The sequence below is a fragment of the Lactonifactor sp. BIOML-A5 genome (genome assembly GCF_009677585.1).
Lineage (GTDB): Bacteria > Bacillota > Clostridia > Lachnospirales > Lachnospiraceae > Lactonifactor.
The window spans coordinates 29,828-50,269 of record NZ_WKYV01000031.1 but is presented as its reverse complement, the minus strand read 5'-3'; the positions used below and the strand labels follow the sequence as shown (position 1 = coordinate 50,269).

Annotated in this window: 15 protein-coding genes; 9 read left to right on the top strand and 6 right to left on the bottom strand. The window is 48.3% G+C overall.

Going from position 1 to position 20,442, the window contains the following annotated elements; all coding sequences use genetic code 11:
* Window positions 1–641 precede the first annotated feature (641 nt).
* From GKG41_RS19475 to GKG41_RS19460, 4 genes are all read left to right on the top strand, one after another.
* Window positions 642–2,051, top strand: a complete 1,410-nt coding sequence (locus GKG41_RS19475) for an amidophosphoribosyltransferase (RefSeq protein ID WP_154261501.1) — start codon at window positions 642–644, stop codon at window positions 2,049–2,051.
* Between the two features lie 31 nt (window positions 2,052–2,082).
* Complete coding sequence (gene proC / locus GKG41_RS19470; protein WP_154261500.1) at window positions 2,083–2,889, top strand: pyrroline-5-carboxylate reductase; 807 nt, start codon at window positions 2,083–2,085, stop codon at window positions 2,887–2,889.
* Window positions 2,890–3,141: 252 nt separating this feature from the next.
* Window positions 3,142–4,053 carry an alpha/beta hydrolase gene (locus tag GKG41_RS19465; protein WP_154261499.1) on the top strand — a complete coding sequence of 304 codons (912 nt, stop codon included), beginning with the start codon at window positions 3,142–3,144 and terminating at the stop codon, window positions 4,051–4,053.
* A 594-nt stretch (window positions 4,054–4,647) separates the two neighbouring features.
* Window positions 4,648–6,027 (top strand): TrpB-like pyridoxal phosphate-dependent enzyme, encoded by a 1,380-nt coding sequence (locus GKG41_RS19460; RefSeq protein WP_154261498.1) that lies wholly within the window; start codon window positions 4,648–4,650, stop codon window positions 6,025–6,027.
* A 248-nt stretch (window positions 6,028–6,275) separates the two neighbouring features.
* On the opposite strand, the gene GKG41_RS19455 is transcribed toward GKG41_RS19460, so the two are convergent.
* From GKG41_RS19455 to GKG41_RS19435, 5 genes are read right to left on the bottom strand one after another with little or no spacing between them, the layout of a single operon-like run.
* On the bottom strand, window positions 6,276–7,475 hold the full coding sequence (locus GKG41_RS19455) for an ABC transporter permease (protein ID WP_154261497.1): 1,200 nt from the start codon (window positions 7,473–7,475) through the stop codon (window positions 6,276–6,278).
* Window positions 7,472–9,160, bottom strand: coding sequence for a hypothetical protein (locus GKG41_RS19450; RefSeq protein WP_154261496.1), 1,689 nt, complete (start codon window positions 9,158–9,160; stop codon window positions 7,472–7,474). The genes GKG41_RS19455 and GKG41_RS19450 overlap by 4 nt, the downstream gene beginning before the upstream one ends.
* A gap of 2 nt (window positions 9,161–9,162) precedes the next feature.
* On the bottom strand, window positions 9,163–10,002 hold the full coding sequence (locus GKG41_RS19445; protein WP_154261495.1) for a carbohydrate ABC transporter permease: 840 nt from the start codon (window positions 10,000–10,002) through the stop codon (window positions 9,163–9,165).
* A gap of 12 nt (window positions 10,003–10,014) precedes the next feature.
* Entirely contained in the window at window positions 10,015–10,890 is an 876-nt protein-coding gene (locus GKG41_RS19440) for a sugar ABC transporter permease (protein ID WP_347563388.1), read from the bottom strand.
* A gap of 3 nt (window positions 10,891–10,893) precedes the next feature.
* Complete coding sequence (locus GKG41_RS19435; protein ID WP_154261494.1) at window positions 10,894–13,179, bottom strand: extracellular solute-binding protein; 2,286 nt, start codon at window positions 13,177–13,179, stop codon at window positions 10,894–10,896.
* Window positions 13,180–13,333: 154 nt separating this feature from the next.
* Between GKG41_RS19435 and GKG41_RS19430 the strand changes: the two genes are divergently transcribed.
* Both GKG41_RS19430 and GKG41_RS19425 read left to right on the top strand, forming a co-directional pair.
* On the top strand, window positions 13,334–14,017 hold the full coding sequence (locus GKG41_RS19430; RefSeq protein WP_154261493.1) for a response regulator transcription factor: 684 nt from the start codon (window positions 13,334–13,336) through the stop codon (window positions 14,015–14,017).
* Window positions 14,010–15,293: a HAMP domain-containing sensor histidine kinase gene (locus tag GKG41_RS19425; RefSeq protein WP_154261492.1), complete on the top strand. Its 1,284-nt coding sequence runs from the start codon at window positions 14,010–14,012 to the stop codon at window positions 15,291–15,293. The genes GKG41_RS19430 and GKG41_RS19425 overlap by 8 nt, the downstream gene beginning before the upstream one ends.
* On the opposite strand, the gene GKG41_RS19420 is transcribed toward GKG41_RS19425, so the two are convergent.
* The gene (locus GKG41_RS19420) at window positions 15,294–15,482 is read right to left on the bottom strand and encodes a hypothetical protein (RefSeq protein WP_154261491.1); all 189 of its coding nucleotides are present in this window, start codon (window positions 15,480–15,482) and stop codon (window positions 15,294–15,296) included.
* Window positions 15,483–15,764: 282 nt separating this feature from the next.
* Between GKG41_RS19420 and GKG41_RS19415 the strand changes: the two genes are divergently transcribed.
* The 3 genes from GKG41_RS19415 to GKG41_RS19405 are packed head-to-tail and all read left to right on the top strand — an operon-like array spanning window position 15,765 to window position 20,429.
* On the top strand, window positions 15,765–16,496 hold the full coding sequence (locus GKG41_RS19415) for a LytTR family DNA-binding domain-containing protein (protein WP_154261490.1): 732 nt from the start codon (window positions 15,765–15,767) through the stop codon (window positions 16,494–16,496).
* Window positions 16,493–18,532, top strand: coding sequence for a hypothetical protein (locus tag GKG41_RS19410; RefSeq protein ID WP_154261489.1), 2,040 nt, complete (start codon window positions 16,493–16,495; stop codon window positions 18,530–18,532). The genes GKG41_RS19415 and GKG41_RS19410 overlap by 4 nt, the downstream gene beginning before the upstream one ends.
* A complete protein-coding gene (locus GKG41_RS19405) occupies window positions 18,519–20,429 on the top strand; it encodes a GHKL domain-containing protein (protein ID WP_154261488.1) in 1,911 nt (636 codons plus the stop codon). The genes GKG41_RS19410 and GKG41_RS19405 overlap by 14 nt, the downstream gene beginning before the upstream one ends.
* Window positions 20,430–20,442 lie beyond the last annotated feature (13 nt).

Here is a 20,442-nt window from a genome sequence, read left to right as displayed (position 1 = left end):
CAGTACCCCTGGCCCCAAGACCTCCTCCCTTGACCTGGCAGAGACTCACTTCACATTCACGGAAAACGGGTGGGGAAGGTCGAACGTTGTACACTTTTCCTCTGGTTTCCCACTATTGATAACTCGATGTTTTGGATAAATAGCCAACTCCCTTGAACTTCCCTATACCCAGGTGAGAGGAATCCTGCGGCGGTGGGCGGGAGGGAGGGCTTAAGTTCCGGGGACGATTCCGCAGGAGTGAGTAGAGAGTCTTAGGCAAAACCGGGATTCCCGCAGGAGATTTTTTCGGCAGTCCGGGCCGAAAAAAAGTGAGCATGGGCAGAGAATGCACATCAAGCATTCTTTGCACATACGAACGGTGCTCCGGCGGGGATTCCGGTTTTGTCTTAGACTCTCTTCACGACGGAGGTGTCCCCGGAACTTAAGCCTCCCTCCCGTCCGAACCAGCCAGCCCGCTGCCGCGGGATCCTCTCACCGTCCCCCTGCCCCCCCCCCCCATACCTTCCGACTGTGCAGTCTCAAGCTTAGGAAGTCAAATCCCAATTTTCATAATCCCTTTCGTTTTTGGTAAATATATGGTAAACTAATTCTATATCTGTGCTACAAACCTAATCTATTACAATCAAAGGAGAAATAAACACATGGGAGGCTTTTTTGGCGTTGCCGCAAAAGAAAACTGTACGCTGGATCTGTTTTACGGCGTTGATTATCACTCACATCTTGGTACAAGAAGAGGAGGAATGGCTGTCCACGGAGCAAAGGGCTTCAGCAGGGCCATTCACAACATTGAGAATTCTCCCTTCCGCACCAAGTTCGAGCGGGATGTAGAGGAACTTCAGGGAAATCTGGGGATTGGATGTATCTCTGATTATGAACCCCAGCCCCTTCTGGTACAGTCTCATCTGGGAAGTTTTGCAATTACTACCGTAGGCAAGATTAACAATCTGAACGAGCTGGTACAGCAGATTTATGCAAACGGACACACCCATTTTCTGGAAATGAGCGGCGGGCAGATCAATGCGACTGAATTGGTAGCTGCCCTTATGAATCAAAAGGATTCCATCTTAGAGGGAATCCAGTACGTACAGGAGATGGTAGACGGCTCCATGACACTTCTGCTTTTAACCCCAGAGGGAATATACGCCGCCAGGGATCGCTACGGACGGACGCCCCTGGTAATCGGGGAAAAAGAGGGCGCTTACTGCGTTTCTTTTGAAAACTTTGCCTATATTAATCTGGGCTACAGCCATTATAAAGAACTGGGGCCTGGAGAGATCGCATTTGTAACCCCCGAGTCTGTGACAACATTAAAGGAACCGGGGGATGAACTGAAAATCTGTTCCTTTCTCTGGGTATATTATGGGTATCCCACATCCTCGTACGAGGGGATTAGTGTGGAAGAAATGCGTTACCGCTGCGGCAGTATGCTTGCCAAAAGAGATGAGAATCTGGTTCGTCCGGACAGTGTGGCAGGGGTTCCGGACTCCGGTGTGGCACACGCCATCGGCTATGCCAATGAATCTGGCATTCCATACGCAAGGCCCTTTATAAAGTATACCCCTACATGGCCCCGCTCTTTTATGCCGCAAAACCAGGCCCAGAGGAATTTGATTGCCCGGATGAAGCTTATCCCTGTACATGCTCTGATTAAGGGAAAAAAGCTTCTGTTAATTGACGACTCTATTGTGCGTGGGACACAGCTTCGGGAAACCACGGAATTCCTGTACAACAGCGGGGCAAAAGAAGTACATGTACGTCCGGCATGCCCTCCTCTCATCTATGGATGCAAATATCTGAATTTTTCCCGTTCTAAATCAGAACTGGATCTTATCACCCGCAGGATTATCAGGGAACGGGAAGGAGAGCATGTAGAGGAAGCACTGGCTGACTACGCAGATCCTACTACCGAACGCTATGCGGCGCTGCTTGAGGCTATACGCAAGGAACAGAACTTTACTACCCTGCGTTTTCACCGTCTGGATGACCTGATTGCGTCCATCGGCCTGCCTCCCTGTAAACTGTGCACCTACTGTTTTAACGGTAAAGAATAAACTATCACATCTGAGAAAAGAGGTCATTTTCATGAATGAATACAAAGATATTACCATCGGTTTCCTGGGATACGGCAATATGGCTCAGGCAATTGCCCAGGGGCTGCTTTACAAAGAAGTGCTGAAGCCGGAGCAGATTTATGCCTGTGCGAAAAACTGGGATAAGCTCTGCAGAAATACACAGGATCAGGGAATGCACGCCTGCAGAGATGCCAGGGAAACAGTGTCCCGGTCCCAGATCGTCGTAATCGCTGTTAAACCATATATGGTAAAAGAAGTTATGGAGCCTGTACGCGACTTGCTCCAGGATAAAATCATCCTGTCTGTGGCAGACGGTTATCCCTTTGAGACTTTGGAGGAGCTTCTTCCCGGCACCCATCATATCAGCTCAATCCCCAATACTCCAGTCGCTGTGGGCGAGGGAATCTTTATCTGCGAAGAACAGCATTCTCTCACGGATGATGAGTTTTCTCTGCTCACAGGGCTTTTGTCCCGCATTAGTCTGGTTCAGGTGCTGGATTCTGCCCATGTGAGTGCAGCCGGTACCATCAGCGGCTGCGGGCCGGCATTCGCCAGTATGTTCCTGGAAGCGCTGGGCGATGCAGGTGTAACCCACGGGCTTTCCAGACAGATGGCGTACGCTCTGGCCAGTCAGATGGTTGCGGGAACGGGAAAGCTGCATCTTCTGTCAGGAAAGCACCCTGGAGCGATGAAGGATTCTGTATGCTCTCCGGGAGGTACAACCATCGTCGGCGTTGCTGCCCTAGAGCGGGGCGGACTTCGTGCCGCGGTCTTAGACGCTGTGGATGCTGTGGAATGTAAAAAGAATAAAAAATAGAACTATCAGCGCCTATAAACCATTTTCCCAACCGGAAAAGTCCATAAAACCCATATTTCTGCTGTGTGCAATACAATACGGTAAAGGGCAAAATGTGCCCAAGCGGACAAACAGGGGCAAGAAACAGAAAAACAACATGAGCTGTTTGACATTTCCATGCGCTCATATTAGAAATGGAAAAGCTAAATATGTGTTTGGGCGCCTTAGGCGAACTCTGCCCATTCTACTTAGCGAATAGGGAGGGTAGCAGAAATGTTTATAAATGAACAGTCTAAAATGAATCTAAACGGTGTGCCTCAGTTTGTTTCTATACGCGGGGAAAAAAAAGAGGCTCCTTTGCTGGTCTATCTGCATGGCGGCCCCGGAGACGCCGCATTGCCTTTGGTGATGAAGTACAACAAGATGTTGGAACAGCAGTTCACAGTCGTTGTATGGGAGCAGCGCGGGGCAGGGAAGTCCTATTACAAATTTATCGGTCCCGTTACAATCGACGATTTTCTGAATGATCTCCACGTCCTTGTGAACTATCTGCTGTCCCGGTTTCAACAAAATTCGTTGTACTTGATAGGCCATTCATGGGGGAGCATTCTGGGGCTGCGCTTTGTCGAGGCATATCCAGAATTGGTGCGTACTTATATAGGCTGTGGGCAAGTCGTCAATATGAGACAATCCAGCAAAACAGCCTATGAGTATGCACTGGCACACGCTGATAAAAAGAGCTTAGAAAAATTAAGAGGGATCGACTGTTCCTATCAAACGGACAGTTGGCTAAACGACCTGCTTTTTGTTACAAGGCAGGTGGTCAGGCATAAGGGTTCTCTTTATGGGAGAACAAATTATAATGATTTGGTCATTCCCTTTTTGTTCTCCCCGTATTACACACTTCCTGATTTGATACGCCGCCAAAAGGGCAGCCTGCAAGCCATACAATATCTGTGGCAGGAAGTCATGCAGACAGACTTTGAAGAACAGACACACTATGGTGCCCCCCTCATATTTATCGAGGGCAGATATGACAGTCATGTGTCTTCTGCTCTGGTAAAGAAATACTTCGATCGGATTGAAACGGAAAAGCAGTTTTATTGGTTTGAGAATTCCTGTCACTTTCCCCAATGGAGCGAAAGCGAAAGGTTTAATAAGCTATTGTGTGATTTGCTTGCATAGCAGAAAGTTATTTCGTGTGCCTTTTTGTTCGAATGTGTACTTTGTCCTGAGCAGTTCTTATTTGAGAAAGCGACCATATCATGCAGATTGACTGGGGATTCCTGCGAAACGAGTTGCTGCCATATGACAGTTAAAACAGCTGTACAGATAATAAAAAATAATATTTTTTTCTAAAACATATTGACAAATTTCCAAATGCTTTATATTATAATACCAACCAAAGCGAAACCGCAGAGTAAGAAGAGTAGATATCTTTCCTTTGTTTCCAGCGAGTCTCAGGTGGTGCGAGTGAGATAAGAAAGCAGATATTGAATGGGCTTATGAGGTCGGAAGGAAAGGCGCAGCCGAGTAATATCCGACGGGATGTTCACCCGTTATCAAGGAACCATGCATGTTAGTGTATGACAGAGTGGATGTATAACATCAATCCGGGTGGTACCGCAGAAGATCGTACGTGTTACGGCTTTTGTCCCTGAACAAGGGGCAGAAGCCGTTTTTTTCTGCCGCTTTCTGAGAGATGTAACACATAGCTGACCAGTTCCGGGTTCGCAGGGGATACACAGCAATCAACCATCAGAAAGGAGATTATTGACTATGAAAAAAATTCCACACAGACTATATTTAACTGAGGAGCAGATGCCAAAACAATGGTATAACTTGCGTGCAGATATGAAGGAACTTCCTGATCCTATGATTAATCCCGGAACAGGAAAGCCTGCCACAGAAGAGGATCTGTATCCTGTTTTCTGTGAAAAGCTGGCCCATCAGGAAATGGATAACGACACCCGCTATGTGGATATCCCTGAGGAAATCCAGGATTTCTACAAAATGTACCGTCCATCCCCCCTGATTCGCGCCTACAATCTGGAAAAGTACCTGGATACTCCGGCCAAAATTTATTATAAGTTCGAGGGGAATAATACCTCCGGAAGCCACAAACTGAACTCTGCCATTGCTCAGGCTTACTATGCCAAGGAACAGGGATTGAAGGGTATCACCACCGAGACTGGTGCCGGACAGTGGGGAACTGCACTTGCAGAAGCCTGTGCCTTTTATCATCTGCCCCTTACGGTATACATGGTAAAGTGTTCCTATGAACAAAAACCCTTCCGCAAATCCGTAATTCATACCTTTGACGCAGACATTATCCCCAGCCCCAGTACCACCACCAATGTAGGCCGGGCAATCCTGGAAGCAAATCCAAATACTACAGGAAGTCTGGGCTGTGCTATTTCTGAGGCTGTGGAAAAGGCAGTTTCTACGGAGGGCTACAAATATGTACTGGGTTCTGTTTTGAATCAGGTACTGCTTCACCAGTCTGTCATCGGTCTGGAAAGCAAAACCGCCATGGAAATGCTGGATGAATATCCAGATGTAGTAGTAGGGTGCGCCGGGGGCGGTTCAAATCTGGGAGGATTAATTGCTCCATTTATGCAGGATAAATTAACCGGAAAATCGAATCCCAGAATCATAGCTGTAGAGCCGGCCTCCTGTCCGTCTCTCACCAGAGGACGTTATGCCTATGACTTCTGTGATACCGGAAAGGTAACTCCTATGGCCAGAATGTACACCCTGGGATGTGATTTTATTCCCTCCGCCAACCATGCCGGCGGTCTCCGTTACCATGGAATGTCTCCGATTCTTTCCAAGCTGTACCACGACGGTTATATGGAAGCTATGTCCGTGGAACAAACGAAAGTCTTCGATGCTGCCGTTACCTTTGCAAAGCAGGAGACCATTCTCCCTGCACCGGAGTCTGCTCATGCGATTTACGGAGCTGTGCAGGAAGCCTTAAAGTGCAAGGAATCGGGAGAGGCAAAAACCATACTCTTCGGTCTTACAGGAACCGGTTATTTCGACATGGTGGCTTACCAGTCTTACATGGATAAAACCATGCAGGATTACATTCCCACCGACGAAGAGCTGGCAGCCAGCTTTGCAAGACTGCCTAAGATTCCCGGAATTCAGGAATAGTCTGTTTTCTGTCTCTAGTACAGCGAATACTAAATAACTGACATCAAAGGGGACGTTGTTCTTAATCAGAACAGCGTCCCCTTTTAGAAATAGGGTAACTCCCAATTTCCTCGGATATATTAGACATAATTAGCATTTTTATATTATATAATATGCATCCATACCAATCATTATGACGATAAAATTATAACCATTAGTCTTTCTTTGAAATTCTGGCGGGCAAATATTCAAAAGGGGACAGGTCCCTCCTATTCTGGGACGTGTTCTTCTGCGAAGGAACACGTCCCGGAATACAAATACCTTCCGGTAAGTTCGAACGGCAGAAGGAACCACACTCCTCTGGACTGCATCAGCAGACTTCCCTCTTCTTTTCTCAGCAGAATTACAATAAACACCAGGAGCCAGGCCAGCAGTATGCCGGACACCGCTGCTTTGCCGCTTACTCTTCTCCATCTTCCAAAAGCAGCTCCATAGCATATCCAGGCCCCGGCCATATATTTTACACAGTTGAAAAACGGCTGGGCAATCATAAGTTCCGGCTTTCTTTTTCTCATTCTGAGAAGGAGAAGAAGCTCCTCCCCTTTATGCTCTCCCAAACTGTTCCAGAATTGAAAATCTGACCATCTGGTTGGAATTAAATCTTTTGGCAGGGTGAAGGAAAAGCCAAAGGCATAGAGGAACAGAATCCCCATCCCCGCCATCAGCACTATGCCCCATACTGCTTCTGCCCGCTTCCCTCCTCTGTCTATGGATTTCCAGTATTTTGCCAGCACCCGGAGAAGCATAAACAGCGGCAGGGTAAAGACGAGAAAGACAGACCAGCTGTTATAGTACTTTACCGGCACCTTTTTCCCCTGAATCCCATACCGCATCATAAAACTTCTGGCAGGATCCTCCAGGGAGCCGCTCTTCCCCCCGGCCTTTAATGTCACAGTATTCAGGATAGCTTCACCGCCTTTTTCTGCCTGAACGAACAGGGTGCCTTTCATTTGCCTCAGGATCCCCCGGATAGTCAGTGTCCGCTCTCCGTATTGTATTTTTTCCCCCACTGCCCTTGTGCTGCCGAATAATTTCCAGGCAGCGTCTGCCGAGAGCAGACAGCCCTCTGTATCTTTTTCATTGAGAGAGACTGTTTCCCGAAGCAGGAGGCGGGAATCACCGCATGCCTCAATTGCACTTACGTTGGCGGTTCTGGTGAGATCCCGGCTGACGATCTGCACCTCTTCCTTTTCTCCCCACAGGATAAAAGCATCCGGAAATTCCCTGTCCTCTTCGTTTACGGCCATCTCTTCCCACTGCTCCCGGCTCCAGGCGCCCTGCTCCAGTATAATTTCTTCTGTATCATTGGGAAGTGCTGTTTTAAAGGTCTCTGTCTGAGCCAGAGAAAAGCAGATTAGACAAAGGCCTGCCGCTGCTGCCCTTCCCAGCACTCCCAACTGCCCTTTCACGGTTCCTGCAGGCGTACTCTGCTGCCTGCTCCGATTTCCCGATCCGACTGGGTAATGACCTGCTGCTTGGGTGTGAGGCTTCCGTTCTCTAAAGCTGCAAAGCTCTCATTTTTATCCTTTACAATAACATCCTTCCTCTCTGCCACGAGCTGTTTTCCCAGCACGGACTCCTTTTCCTGAAGGATCAGCACATAGTACTTTCCTTCTGACAGGTGAAGCGCCTCCACCGGAACACAGATTTCGTAGGGAGATGATTTCTGCACTGCTGTCATAGTGGCGGATGCCCCAATCTCCAGAGTATCTGCCGGCAGAAGAACCGTAACATCCATAAGCGCAGGATCCTCCTGATTTGGGGTAATACTGTCCGCCTTCAGGTCCTGAATGACGGTTCCGTTATTGGCAGGCGTCAGGCTGACGGCATCACCTCTGCTCAGATATTTTGCTTCCTCTTTGTCTATCTGAGTGACAAATTTACAGCCCGAGCTTATATCCGCAAGAGTCAGGGCTGCGGTTTCCTGGGTTTTATCCCCGGTCATTACAGATATTTTAGTAACCACCCCTTTCACCGGAGAGAGGATTTTGCCTTCCTGTTCTTGTAAAGCTTTCAGCTTATCCAGATCCATATTTTTTTTCTCTATATCAAGTTCATTTATTTTTGATGTGCTGTCACTGCCCTCCGGAGCATTGGCATCTTCGATTGCCCTGCCGGCAGCAGTTGCGGACTCCTGGGCGGCGTATGCCGCGTCCTGGTATGCTTTTTCCGCGGCAGACACTGCCTCTAGGAGCTGCTGTTCCTGGGCTTCCGATCCCTGCTGGCTAAGAGAGCCCATCTCCTGCACATAGGAATTCCATGCCGCTTCTGCCTCCAGAGCCGCCTCCCGGGCCGCTTCGGCGTCTGATCTTGCTTTCTCCAGCTTAGGTGCGTATTCTGCTTCTACCTGATCCCTGATCTTCTTTTCCTCCTGAGGCGTAAGACTGCTCCCCCCATTTTTGGCCTTTGCCTCCTCAATTCTTTTTTGGACCTCCACCTCTGTCTGGGTCTCAATCTTTGTAATTTCTTGTTCCAGAGTCTGGGCCTGTTCTTTTTTTTCCCCATAATTTTTTTCCAGTGTCTCAAGCACTCCCGAGTCCTCCTGTGCTTCCTCCGCATTCTGGTAATAGTCATCAAGGGCTTTTCTGGCCTGTGCCAGATCCTCTGCTGCTCTGGCCACATCATCTTCTCCTTTCCGGACAGCCTCCTGATAATCCTCCCTGGCCCGTTCCTCTCCAGTTGCCTTTTTTTCCTGATCTGCTTTCTTCTTGCTGTTCAGATCCCGGTTATTCAGCTTTAGCTTTTCTATCTCCTGCTCCAGAGTCAGAATCTGTTCCTCAATGTCCGTCATATTCAGCTGCATTAAAAGCTCCCCTGCCTCTGTCTGCTGTCCTTCCTGGACGTAGATGGCATCTACCGTAAGGTTCGGCTCTGTAAGAACTGCTTGCTCCCGATTTTGTCTTACCTTGCCTTCCTTTTCAATCTTGTGCTCAATCGCCCTGCCGGAGGGCTTCTCTGCCACTATCTGAGGAACTGTGACACTGTCAGCCGCACGGGAAACCACGGTAAAAAATAGCATCATTCCCAGAAAAACGGCAAATGCAGCAAGAGCCTTTCTGCGTATGGCCTCGTGATTTTTCCAAAGTTCTCTCATATCTACTCCTTTACTGCCGCTGCTACAATCCCCTGTTCCAGATAGTCCTGCCCCGCTAGAAACACGAAAAGGGCAGGCGCCAGTGTTATCACCGATGCCGCAAAAGCCATTGCCGCGTCCTGGAGGCTGATTTCCGGAAGATACAAAGACAGGGGCCAAAGGGATTTGTCCTTTAAAAATGTCAGCGGCTGCTCAATCAGATTCCAGCACTCCAGAAATCCCAAAACCATTGCAGATACAATCCCCCCGGAGCCCAGAGGCAGTCCCATATACATAAATATCTGCCATTCTCCCGCCCCGTCAAGCCTGGCTGATTCCATCACTGCCTCGGGGATGGATGTAAAAAACCGATACATAAGAAATACTGAAAAAGTAGAAAACGCTCCGGGCAGTATCAGCGCCCAGTAGGTATTGAGAAGCCCCAGTTTGTTCAGTATCAGATAGCTGGAAAGCATAGTCACCTGAAACGGCATCATCATCAGAGCTATATAAATTGTAAACAGCACCCGCTTTCCCGCAAATTCATATCTGGCAAAGCCCCATGCCGCAGTCACCCCAGTGAGAAGCTGTCCGATCAGAATTCCCCCGGTGATTGCCGCAGAATTCCAGAACATAATAAAAAAGGACGGGGAATCCAGCAGCAGTTCCACATACCCTCTCAATGTAGGATACACCGGGAACAGCGTCCATCCGGCAAAGCCTTTTGCCTCTCCCAGAACAGGAGCCAGATATGCTCCCAGCTCCTGATACCCCATAAGTGAGCCTGCGATTAAAAAAATAATTGGGTAGCAGGCAGCAACCGCCAGAATGACCAGGAAAAAGAGTATTAATTTTTGTTTCATACTGTTACCACCTCACTCTTTTTTATCCCAGGCCCTCTCCAGCAGCAGAACCAGGGCCAGAATGACCAGGGCAGTCATAACTGCCCCTGCCGCCATTTTGTCCAGGGACAGTTCCCGAAACCAGTTATTGAACACATGCTGCAGAAGATACATACTCTCATTGGGATAATCTCCTGCCACCAGATACGCCTCCCGGAACACCTTAAAGGAATTCAGAAGAGACAATACACTGATGGTGAAGAATGCAGGCAGCAGATTGGGGAGGGTGATTTTAAAAAAGCACATCCACTCTCCTGCACCGTCTACCTTAGCCGCCTCATAGAGACTATCCGGGATTGTGCCCAGTCCGGCGGTCCACAGTATAATATCATACCCCAGATTTTTCCAGAGATAGCTGAAGACCAGTACCCAGAAAGCCGCGTCTGAATTCATCCAGTCCTTTGCCGGTAGATGCAGCCACTGGATCATCCCGTTTACAATCCCCTGCTGATGGAAAAGCACTCTCCACAAAAGGACAACAGAGGCTACCGGAATGGCCATAGGGATCAGATACACACTTTTGAGCATCTGTCCCCACCGCCTTTGCCGGTGCAAAAAAACTGAGGTCATTAAAGACAGAAGCAAAAGGACAGGTATACAGATAAGGGTAAACCGCAGCGTATTTCTCACCGCCAGACCAAAGGCAGGATTGGCAAACAATTCCCGGTAGTTATCCAGACCGGTAAACTGATTCCCCATGGCATCTAAACAGGATCTCCGTATTACATCCGAAAAAGGAATTAATACAAACAGAAATACCCCCACAAGACTGGGCATCAGAAACAACAGTCCGGTCCGCCCTCTTTTTGTACACATGCTCACTTTCATTTTCTCTGTCATAACTTTCATTTTTTATTCAGCCAGATACAGATTTACTTTCTGCATAATATTATTCACTGCTTCTTCCAGTTCCTGGCTGCCCTCCAGATATTTTTCTCCCTGTTCCTTTACCACATTCCATATGGTCTCGTCAGTAAGCGACGGCGTATCGGCCGCTTCCAGCATCTGCCGTAATTCCTCCAGTTGTTCCTCATCGGGCCAAAGCAAAGACATGGTAAACATATCATCGCTTCCCTCACCGGAAACAGCCAGTTCAGCTCCGCCCTCCTCCCCATAAGGATTCTTCAGCGTACCTTCAAAGCCTTTTTTGTTCACTGGAAATGCTCCGGTGATACTGCTCTGGATCTCCTCTTGCAGCAGCGCCTTTAAAAAGTCTGCCGCCAGCTCTTTGTTTTCACTTTTACTGCTGACTCCCGCTGTGAGATAAGGAAGAAATACTTTCTTTCCATCCTTCTCAATGTTCTTATATACGTTATCTTCCAAATCCTTTTGAGCTGAGATGACTGAGGAATACTCAGATGCAGAGCCCATCCAGCCCACACTGGCCAGAGCCTTTTTCATCATAAGACTCATATAATCTACCCGCATGGACAGAAATCCGCCCGCTCCCCCTGCTCCAACTTCAAAGGTTCCGACGTTTGAGGTATCCTCCTCCTTGGGGATTCCCGTATCATAGATTGCCTTTACCTGGCGCAGAAATTCGGTTACTGCTTCCTCTTTCAGGGTTCCGTCTTCCTTCTGCCAGTCTGCACAGTCCAGCCGGTACAAGGTTTCCAGAAGGCCCCAGGCATCAGCAGGAGACAAAATTGATTCTATCTCCGGATTACCGGCCCTCAGACTCTTCACTCTTTCTGCCAGGGAGGATAAATTGCCGGCCGCCTTGGCTGTCTCTTCATCCCCCTGGAACAATGGGATCCGGAAGCCTAAGGGGATTCCATAGGTTTTCCCGTCTTTTGCAAATGCATTTGCCACCTTTTCAAACAAACCGTCCTGGCCCCCTGCCTCTGCCGGGATGTCACTAATGTCCGCTAACAGCCCCTTTTCTATATAGCTGGTTATGGGCATACCATCCAAAAACAAAAGATCCGGACCTTCCCCTGCCATTATATCGGTGTTCAGCGTCCGAAGGGCATCTGATACCGTAGCACCGTCCTCTCCGGTAATGCCTACCTCCAGATTCACATATACATCTGTGTGCTCCTTCTGATATACGGAGATTGCCTGACGGATATCCGAATTATCCTCCAGAGAATACACCTTGAGCTCTTTCTCAGGCATTGCCGGTGTATCCGGAGAATACGTATACTTCAGAAGCTGGTAGTCTATTCCAATGGCACAGGAAACCATAAAGCTTCCATCCTCAAGCGTTATCATCTGCAAAAGTCCCAGACTGGGATTCCCCAGGGAAGTCAGCCCGCCGTTCACTACCTGTTCCATCACACTTCCCCCGGAGATATGCCTGTAGATGCCGTCCCTTCCGCAAAGAAATAACGTATTCTCTTCTTTCCCCTGCAAAAACACCATGGGATTAAACCCGGCAGACGAAGTATTCTTAATGCCTTCACCGTTAAAAATCTGTTCCTCCAGTACTTCATCCTTATCCAGAGGATCTCCTGATTCCAGATCCAAAAGCTGCACCTGAGTTTCTGTTACAGCCAAAAGCTTGTCATCCAATACCTCAAACATCCAAATCTTTTCTCCGGATCCCTTATAAGTCTGAAGGATTTGTCCGCTGCTAGGATCTATGGTATGAACATTTCCCGCATAGTCCCGTATCAGCATCCTCCCGTCCGGTGCAAATTTCATATCCGATATCCCATTTTCGTTTCCGCCTTCAGCCGCAGGCAGTTCCACCGGGACTTTTTGTCCGCTTTCTCCTGCCCCGCCGTAGAAAAGAGCATATTTTTCTTCCCCATTGGCGACTCCCAGAGCTGCCAGGTCTCCCTTGGGTGAAATCACCGCCCGGTCCAGATATTCACTGTTTTCCAGCTTCATAATATCCGGGCAGCTGATTTCCTCCCAGCTCTCCCCCTGGTCCTTTGACTGCCACAGCACTCTTTTGCCTCCCTCACCGCTTTCCCCGAAAAGCTCCAGACTGCCATCCTCCAGCTTTCCCAGCGCCAGTATTCTCTCAGTCCCCTCAGGCAGAGGCATATCAGACTCCAGATATCTCCCCATTGCAGTCTCTTTATCTTTCTCCTCATTCTTTTTTTCTCCTTTGGCACATCCGGCCAGCCCTGATACTGCCAGGGTCAGAGACACCGCCAGGCAGACGGCTTTTTTCCAATATGTATTCATGAAACTCCTCCTCTTATCTTTGATTTCCTCTATAGTAACACTCCTGTCTCTATTTTTTCTCTAAAGCTGTCTCTAAATTTTCTCTATTTTTAGAGATAAAATAAAGATTCCTGTGATATACTTTGAATGTAATTACTGGTAAGAGGTGAAGATTATGAGAATATTAATAATAGAAGATGACGAAAAGTTAAGTGAATCTCTGCAGTTTCAGCTGAAGCGGGAGGGTATTCTGTCTGACGTATGCTGTGACGGGGAGGACGGACTGGATATGATACGGCAGCAGGCCCATGATCTGGTGCTGCTGGATCGGATGCTTCCTTCATTAGACGGACTTACGATTTTGGATCGGATGAGGCAGGATCAGATAATGACGCCAGTGATTCTGGTTACTGCTCTGGGAGATCTGAATGATAAGATAACCGGATTAAACAGCGGAGCAGATGATTATTTGGTAAAACCCTATGAATTTCAGGAATTGCTGGCCCGTATCCGCTGTATCAGCCGGCGGCCTATAGGACTGGAGCTGTCTTCGGAGATTTCCGTGGGCGATATCATCTACAATCCCAGCCTGAAACAGCTCACAGGCGGCAGCGGAAAGCAAGTGATTCTCTCAAAACGGGAAGGCGCTCTTCTGGAATTCTTTCTAAGAAACCCCCGCCAGACTCTGCCCCGGCTCACCATACTAACCCGGGTATGGGGACCAAATGCGGAGGTCGAGGAAGGCAATCTGGATAACTATATCCATTTTGTGCGCAGGCGTCTGAAAGCAGTGAATGCTGCCTTAACACTGAAAACCATTCGCGGAGTGGGATACTGTCTGGAGGAATCGGATGTTTAAAAAACTGCAGTTTAAGCTTACCCTTGTTTGTACAGGCATCACCGGCGTTATACTGATTGCCATGACCTGCATCTGTCTTTATTTTTCCCAGTCAAACCAGATAAAAAACGCGGAGACTGCCTTTTCCAATAATTTAAGCTCCATGCTTACTCATCTGGAAAGTCAGTCTACCATCTCACTTCAGTGGATCGCCAAGATGGAGAAAAATCATCAGTTTCTTCTCTCCATCTATGACAACGGACAGGCGCTCTTTTACCAGGAACTCCGCAGAAGCCCAAAAGAGCGTGAGGTCTTTGCACAGGCAGCTGCAAAGGCCAAAGACTCCTACGGGCTGGACCTGAACGCCCCGGGCAACTCCGTTCTTCTTTCCCGGCATACGGAATTTAAGCTGAAGACTCCCGATGGTACCGAGTACTTTGCTTCAGGAATCCTTCTTCCAAAAAAGTCAGGACACTTAAGCATCATCGTTCTCCAGCCTCTTGAGACGCAAAAAAAACAGCTCTCCGCACAGCGCTGGCAATTTGCCGGTGCGGATGCTGCCGCTGTCCTTCTCCTGGGTATTTTTTTCTGGTTCTTTATGGGAAAGCTTCTCCGCCCTCTGGAGGAAAATAGACGGCAGCAGGCAGGCTTCATAGCATCTGCCTCCCATGAGCTTCGTTCCCCTCTGGCAGTCATCCTTTCCTGTCTGACGGCATCTCAGAATGTTTCACCTGAAGAATCCCGGCATTTTACAGAAATTATACGTACGGAGGGAAAAAGGATGTCCCATCTTATTGACGAAATGCTGCAGCTGGCAAATGCAGACAGCCATTCCTGGAATCTCCAGTTTGCTCCCGCTGCCATAGATACCTTAGTACTTACAGTATACGAAAAATACGAGCTTCTGGCCAGAGAGAAGAGCCTGGATCTAACCGTCCGGCTGCCGGACGAAGAAGTTCCTCCAATACTCTGTGACGAGGAAAGAGTTTCCCAAATTCTCTCAATTTTTATGGATAATGCCATAAGCTACACTCCTCCGGGAGGAAAAATCTGCCTTTCACTGTGCTGTACTGGCCATAAGGTTCATCTTTCCGTGGCCGATAACGGACCGGGAATCCCAAATGAGGAAAAAAAGCGGATTTTTCAGCGGTTCTACCGCCGGGATCAGGCCCGTACCTGCAAGGAACATTTTGGATTGGGTCTGTCCATTGCAAAAGAGATTGTACGGCTTCACAAAGGAAAACTTTTGGTAACAGATACCCCGGGAGGCGGGGCCACCTTTACCGTAATCCTATAATTACTTATTCTCCTCTTCTCCCCTGAACTCCAGAATTACAGAGACAGGGGGAAGATAGTTTTCCAGTATATTTATCAATTCCAGCTCGCTGCTGAATGCAGAAACCTTTCCATTACATGCTATACTGCCCTGCCAAGAATAATGACTGCGTCCAGATATAGTTATATAAATCTTTTCCTTCTCTTCCATCTTGACACCTCCTGTTTTACGCTGTCCAAACACAGCCCTAGGATGTCTGCAGGGTCCGCCCGGTGAATTCATAGCAGAACGCCCTGAATTGGGCTATATGTTTTATCATAGCATGCGAAGAAAAAAGAAAAAACCGTTCTTTGCTCAAAGACATATTTGTCTACCGTAAAGCAGCCTGTTTTTATTCCGAAAGTCATTTTTTGCTACCCAAAATCACAGTTAGACAATGTAAAACAGAGAGGGATATGATAAAATAGTGTCAAAGAAGGGAGCGATAGGTACATGCATATAGCAATTGTAGAAGATAATGAAAGCGAGAGGCACGAACTGCTTCAGAAGCTTACCGTATATTTCCAAAGAGAGAACGCACTGTACACTTATGATACCTATGCAACAGGGGAAGATTTTCTGAAAGCATTTCAGCCGGGAAGGTATGATCTTGTTTTTCTGGATGTTTATATGGACGGCATCAGCGGCATGGACACAGCAAGAACAGTTCGCCAGACGGATGCATCCTGCCCCCTGTTCTTCATCTCTGCCAGCCAGATGCATGCTGTGGAGAGCTATGAAGTACAGGCCGCTTACTATCTGACAAAACCTCTGAAAGAGTCTGCTTTTTTTCAGGCTATGGATCGTGTATGCGCCCGCTTGACAGAAGCCAATAAATATCTGACAGTTTCCGTCAAAGGCCAGCTGAATATGAAACTGCTTATGAAGGATATATTGTTTGTGGACTGCCTGGCCCGAAAAACTCATATACATCTGGAGCAGACACAGCTGGTTATTGACAATCCCATTGCCTCCGTTCTGGAAATACTGTCTAAAGATGCCCGGTTCCTGTCCTGCAACCGGAATGTCCTGGTGAATATGGACTGGGTAGAATGTGTACTTCAGGATGAATTTATCATGAAAAATCAAGAGCATGTACCTGTCCGCCAGCGGGGAAGAGGTGTGGTCAAAAAAACATTTCTGGAGTATACTCTGAAGGGACTTCGAGAGGGGGAATTTCCGTGAAAAGAAGGACGCTGTTTCTGGTTTGGGTACTGTGCTGGCTTTTAGTTTCCTGCTGCTTTTTCCCTGCTTCCGCCCAGGCTGCCTCCTCACAGTATGAATGTTCTACTGCGGAGGAGCTTCATCAGATACTGCTGACCCATCCGGGCAGCGCCATCTCCCTTACGGACGATATTATATGGGATACTTGTACGCCTCTGCCTCAGGTATCCGCTCCCACCAAAATTAATATGGGTGACTTCAGTATTTTGATACCAGAAGATTATGAACTGTACATTCAGGGCCCCGTACACTTTGAGGGAAGCGGGACGGTCCGGCCCCTGTTTGTTGTTGAGGGTTCACTGTCTATGGAGCAACAGGTTGAGATTACCGCCCGGGGGAATTCTGCCACAGCTATTTTTATCGGCGAAAACGGGTATTGGTACTCCGATCTTTCTTCTGTTTTTGTGGACGGCCCTAATTCTACAGGGGTATACTTTGAGAGTGGTCCGTTATCGGAAGTAACCGCCTCCAGGGTACAGGCTGAGGGAAATGGTTCTGTGGGCATTGATTCTCACCGTCCTCTTCAGCTGGTTCTCTGCAATATATCCAGTGAAGACAGACAGGCAGTGAATACATCTGAACCTGTCCGGCTGGATCAATGCCTTGTCACTCCTGCACTGCAGGATGCAGAAGTAATCAGCCGTTCTTCCGTAATGCCGGAAGAAAGAATCCAGGAGAGAGGCCTGTGCTTTCCCCAGGGCGTTTCCCGGGAAGAGGTTTACAAGACCGCATTAAGCTACCGTCTAGTCTGCAGGGAAGAAGATGTATATGATCTTTCATATCTGACTGAGTTCCTTTGGGAGGACAGCCTGGTTGATTATTCCTTCCCCGGGACTTACCTGGCTACCCTTACCCCTCAGGTACCTGACTGGTTTCCTGTAGTACTGCCTTCCCTGGAGATCCCGGTTCATATTGTGGATCCTGGCCGGCCGTTTTTAAGAGCAGCTTATCAGTTGACGGACTCCGTAGGGATCCAGTTTTTCACTGAACTTACAGAGGCAGCAGAGATACACATGTACTATTCCGCTGACAATGGGACATCCTGGAACGATATTCTGGAACTGCCCGGAAGCTATATCGATTGTTATGGTGCTCAGGTATACGGCCTGAATGAAGATCAGTCTTATCTATTCTGTCTTACTGTAACTGGGGGCCCAATAGAAGGAATCTCTAATGTTCTTCCCTTTACCTTCGGAGAGCCTGATCCTTTCGGAGGCGGGGACAACGATGGAGGGGATCGCACAGAGCAGGAATTGCCTCCGGTCTCCCAGGATATCCCTGAAATGACTGTGCCTTCCCCTCCGGTCACTCCGCCTCAAGCTGTATACCCTCCGGAGGGAACAGACAACACCTCAGATACACCGGACAGCGTGGAACCCTCTGTGCCTGCAGGCACTAAAACACCACCTGCAGAAAGTATATCACCCAAGGAAGAAAAAAACTCCCAGGTCAAGGAAGAAAGTACAGATTCCATAACGGCCATCTCAGGTGCCAGATTAAGACAGCTTCTGGAAATCAATCCAAATTCTGTTCTCTTTGAAAAAAATGGTATATCGGTAGAGATTCCTTCTTCTTTTCTGTCCTCTCTTGCTCTGAGCGATGAGGGGCTGCTGGAAATTCTCCTTCGCAAAACTGACGATTTTTCTTTTCAGTTGTCCGTTACCGCAGACGGAAAGGAGATTGTAACCCTGCCTGAAGCATCCGTTTCCCTTCCTTACACCCCTTCTCAGGGGACAGATTACAGCCTTTTGGCACTGGTTCATGTGGGCACTGGTTCCGAGGAACCCGTGACATACAGTGATAAGCACCGGATTGCTTCTGCTAAAATATACGAAACAGGCAGTTTTACTCTAAGAGAATACTATGTTACGGAGACGGAGAAAGCAGTATCGGCCGCAATAAATCTTCCGGTCCTTCTCTTTGTATTTCTTCTGTCTGCTGTTGTCATAGCCTTACTTATCCTTTTCAGAAGGAGGAAAATGCATGAAACGCTTTAAAAGAATTCTGCTTACGGGTGCAGTCTCTCTGGCTATACTGCTGTCTTCCTTCCTGTTTTTTTACTTTCTTTATCAGACAGACAATAAATATACGAAAAAAACCTCACAGCCCATATGCGGGATCCTTTCCCTGTCGGAGAAGGATCTGCAACAAGCTCCCCTGCGTTATCTTATCCGGGAATGGGAGTTTTATCCTGATGTCCTGTTTACACCGCAGACCTTTGCTGCAAAAGAGCCCGGTTCCTACCGGCAATATATTTCTGTGGGGCAGTACGGAGGCCTGGAAGCAGGAAATACCCACCGTTCTCCACACGGCAGCGGCACATACCGTTTGACTATTCAGCTTCCAAAGGGAGCACGCACGTATGCACTGGAACTTCCGGAGATCTTTTCCTCCTATTCTCTCTATATAAACCAGGAATTATTGGCACAATCCGGGGATCCCAATCCGGAATCATATACCCCCTGCATAAAAGAAAAAACGGTTGTCTTCCAGGGGGAAGGCACTGTAAACTTGCTTCTGGCCGTATCTGATTATTCCTGGATCTACAGCGGGCTCACATATCCCCCTGCTTTTGGCTTGGCAGATACTGTCATAAACGCCCGGGAAAACTACTTGCTCCTCCGGATGGCGGCCCTGCTTTTGGGCTCACTGGGACTTCTATTGTCTCTTTACCTTGGCTTCAGAGCCCGCTGGAACAAAGGACTGCTATATGCTTTGCAGTGTATTTTCTTTCTTGGCTATACTGCTTTCCCCCTATTGCACCGTTTTTTTGCCACACACGTGCATCCCTGGTATGCCATACAGCTTTTCTGCTTCTATGCCATGCTCCTGATGGCCGTATTACTGCAAAACAGTTTGTGTCAGATTAGAGGGAAAATAGCCTGTATCTGGCCGCTTATCTGCGCAGCAGGAGCTGTCATCGCCCTTATCACCGGCATAAGCGCCGCTCACCTGGGTCTTACTGCTTTTTATCTTTTCTCTCTGCTGTCTGGCATACTTAAATATGGATCTGCGGTTTACCTTTTAATCGTCTCAGGCGTAGCAGTGCAGAACCGGAGAAGATTCTCTCTGCTGCTTTTGTATACTTCAGAGTTTTTTGCTGTTTCTCTGTTTGCAGACAGGGTGATGCCCCTTTTTGAACCTATACGGGGCGGCTGGTTTATAGAAATCGGAGGCACCGGACTTATGCTGGGGCTGGCATGCGCTCTCTGCAGAGATCTGGGGGAGGCTTATAAGCGCAGCCTGACTCTGGCCGAAGAACACCGTCTGATGGAACGCCAGCTCTCCATGCAGAAAGAACATTACCGACAGCTGACACAGCAGATAGAGGCTGCCAGAACGGCGTCCCATGATCTGCGCCATCATATGCGGACACTGCGGACACTGGCAGACAGAGCTTCTCTGCCGGATATCCGCAGATATCTGGAGGAGTACGAGCCCCATACAGAGCCCCGGGATGTCATGACCTATTCCAATCATCCTGCAGCTGATGCCATTCTTTCCTATTATGCAGGAGCTGCTCTGCGTATCCATGCGGATTTCAGCGCCGTACTTCAGCTTCCCGAGTCCCTTAATATCTCTGACACAGATCTGTGCATTCTCCTTGGCAACCTTCTGGAAAATGCAGTAGAGGCCTGTGAACGGCAGACCTCCGGCAAGCGTTTTGTCTATCTTCGGGGTGAGACCACAGGACGGCAGCTGCGCCTTGTGGTAGACAACAGCTTTGACGGGATAATAAAAGAGAAAGAGGGCCGATACTTTTCTTCCAAAAGAAAGGGGTTCGGTCTGGGGATACATTCCGTCAGATCTATTGTGGAAGACCACGGCGGCTTAGTTTTATTTGAACCGGGAGACCAGGTTTTTAAAGCCTCTGTGTTCATTCCTCTAAAATAAAAAGAGAGGGGTT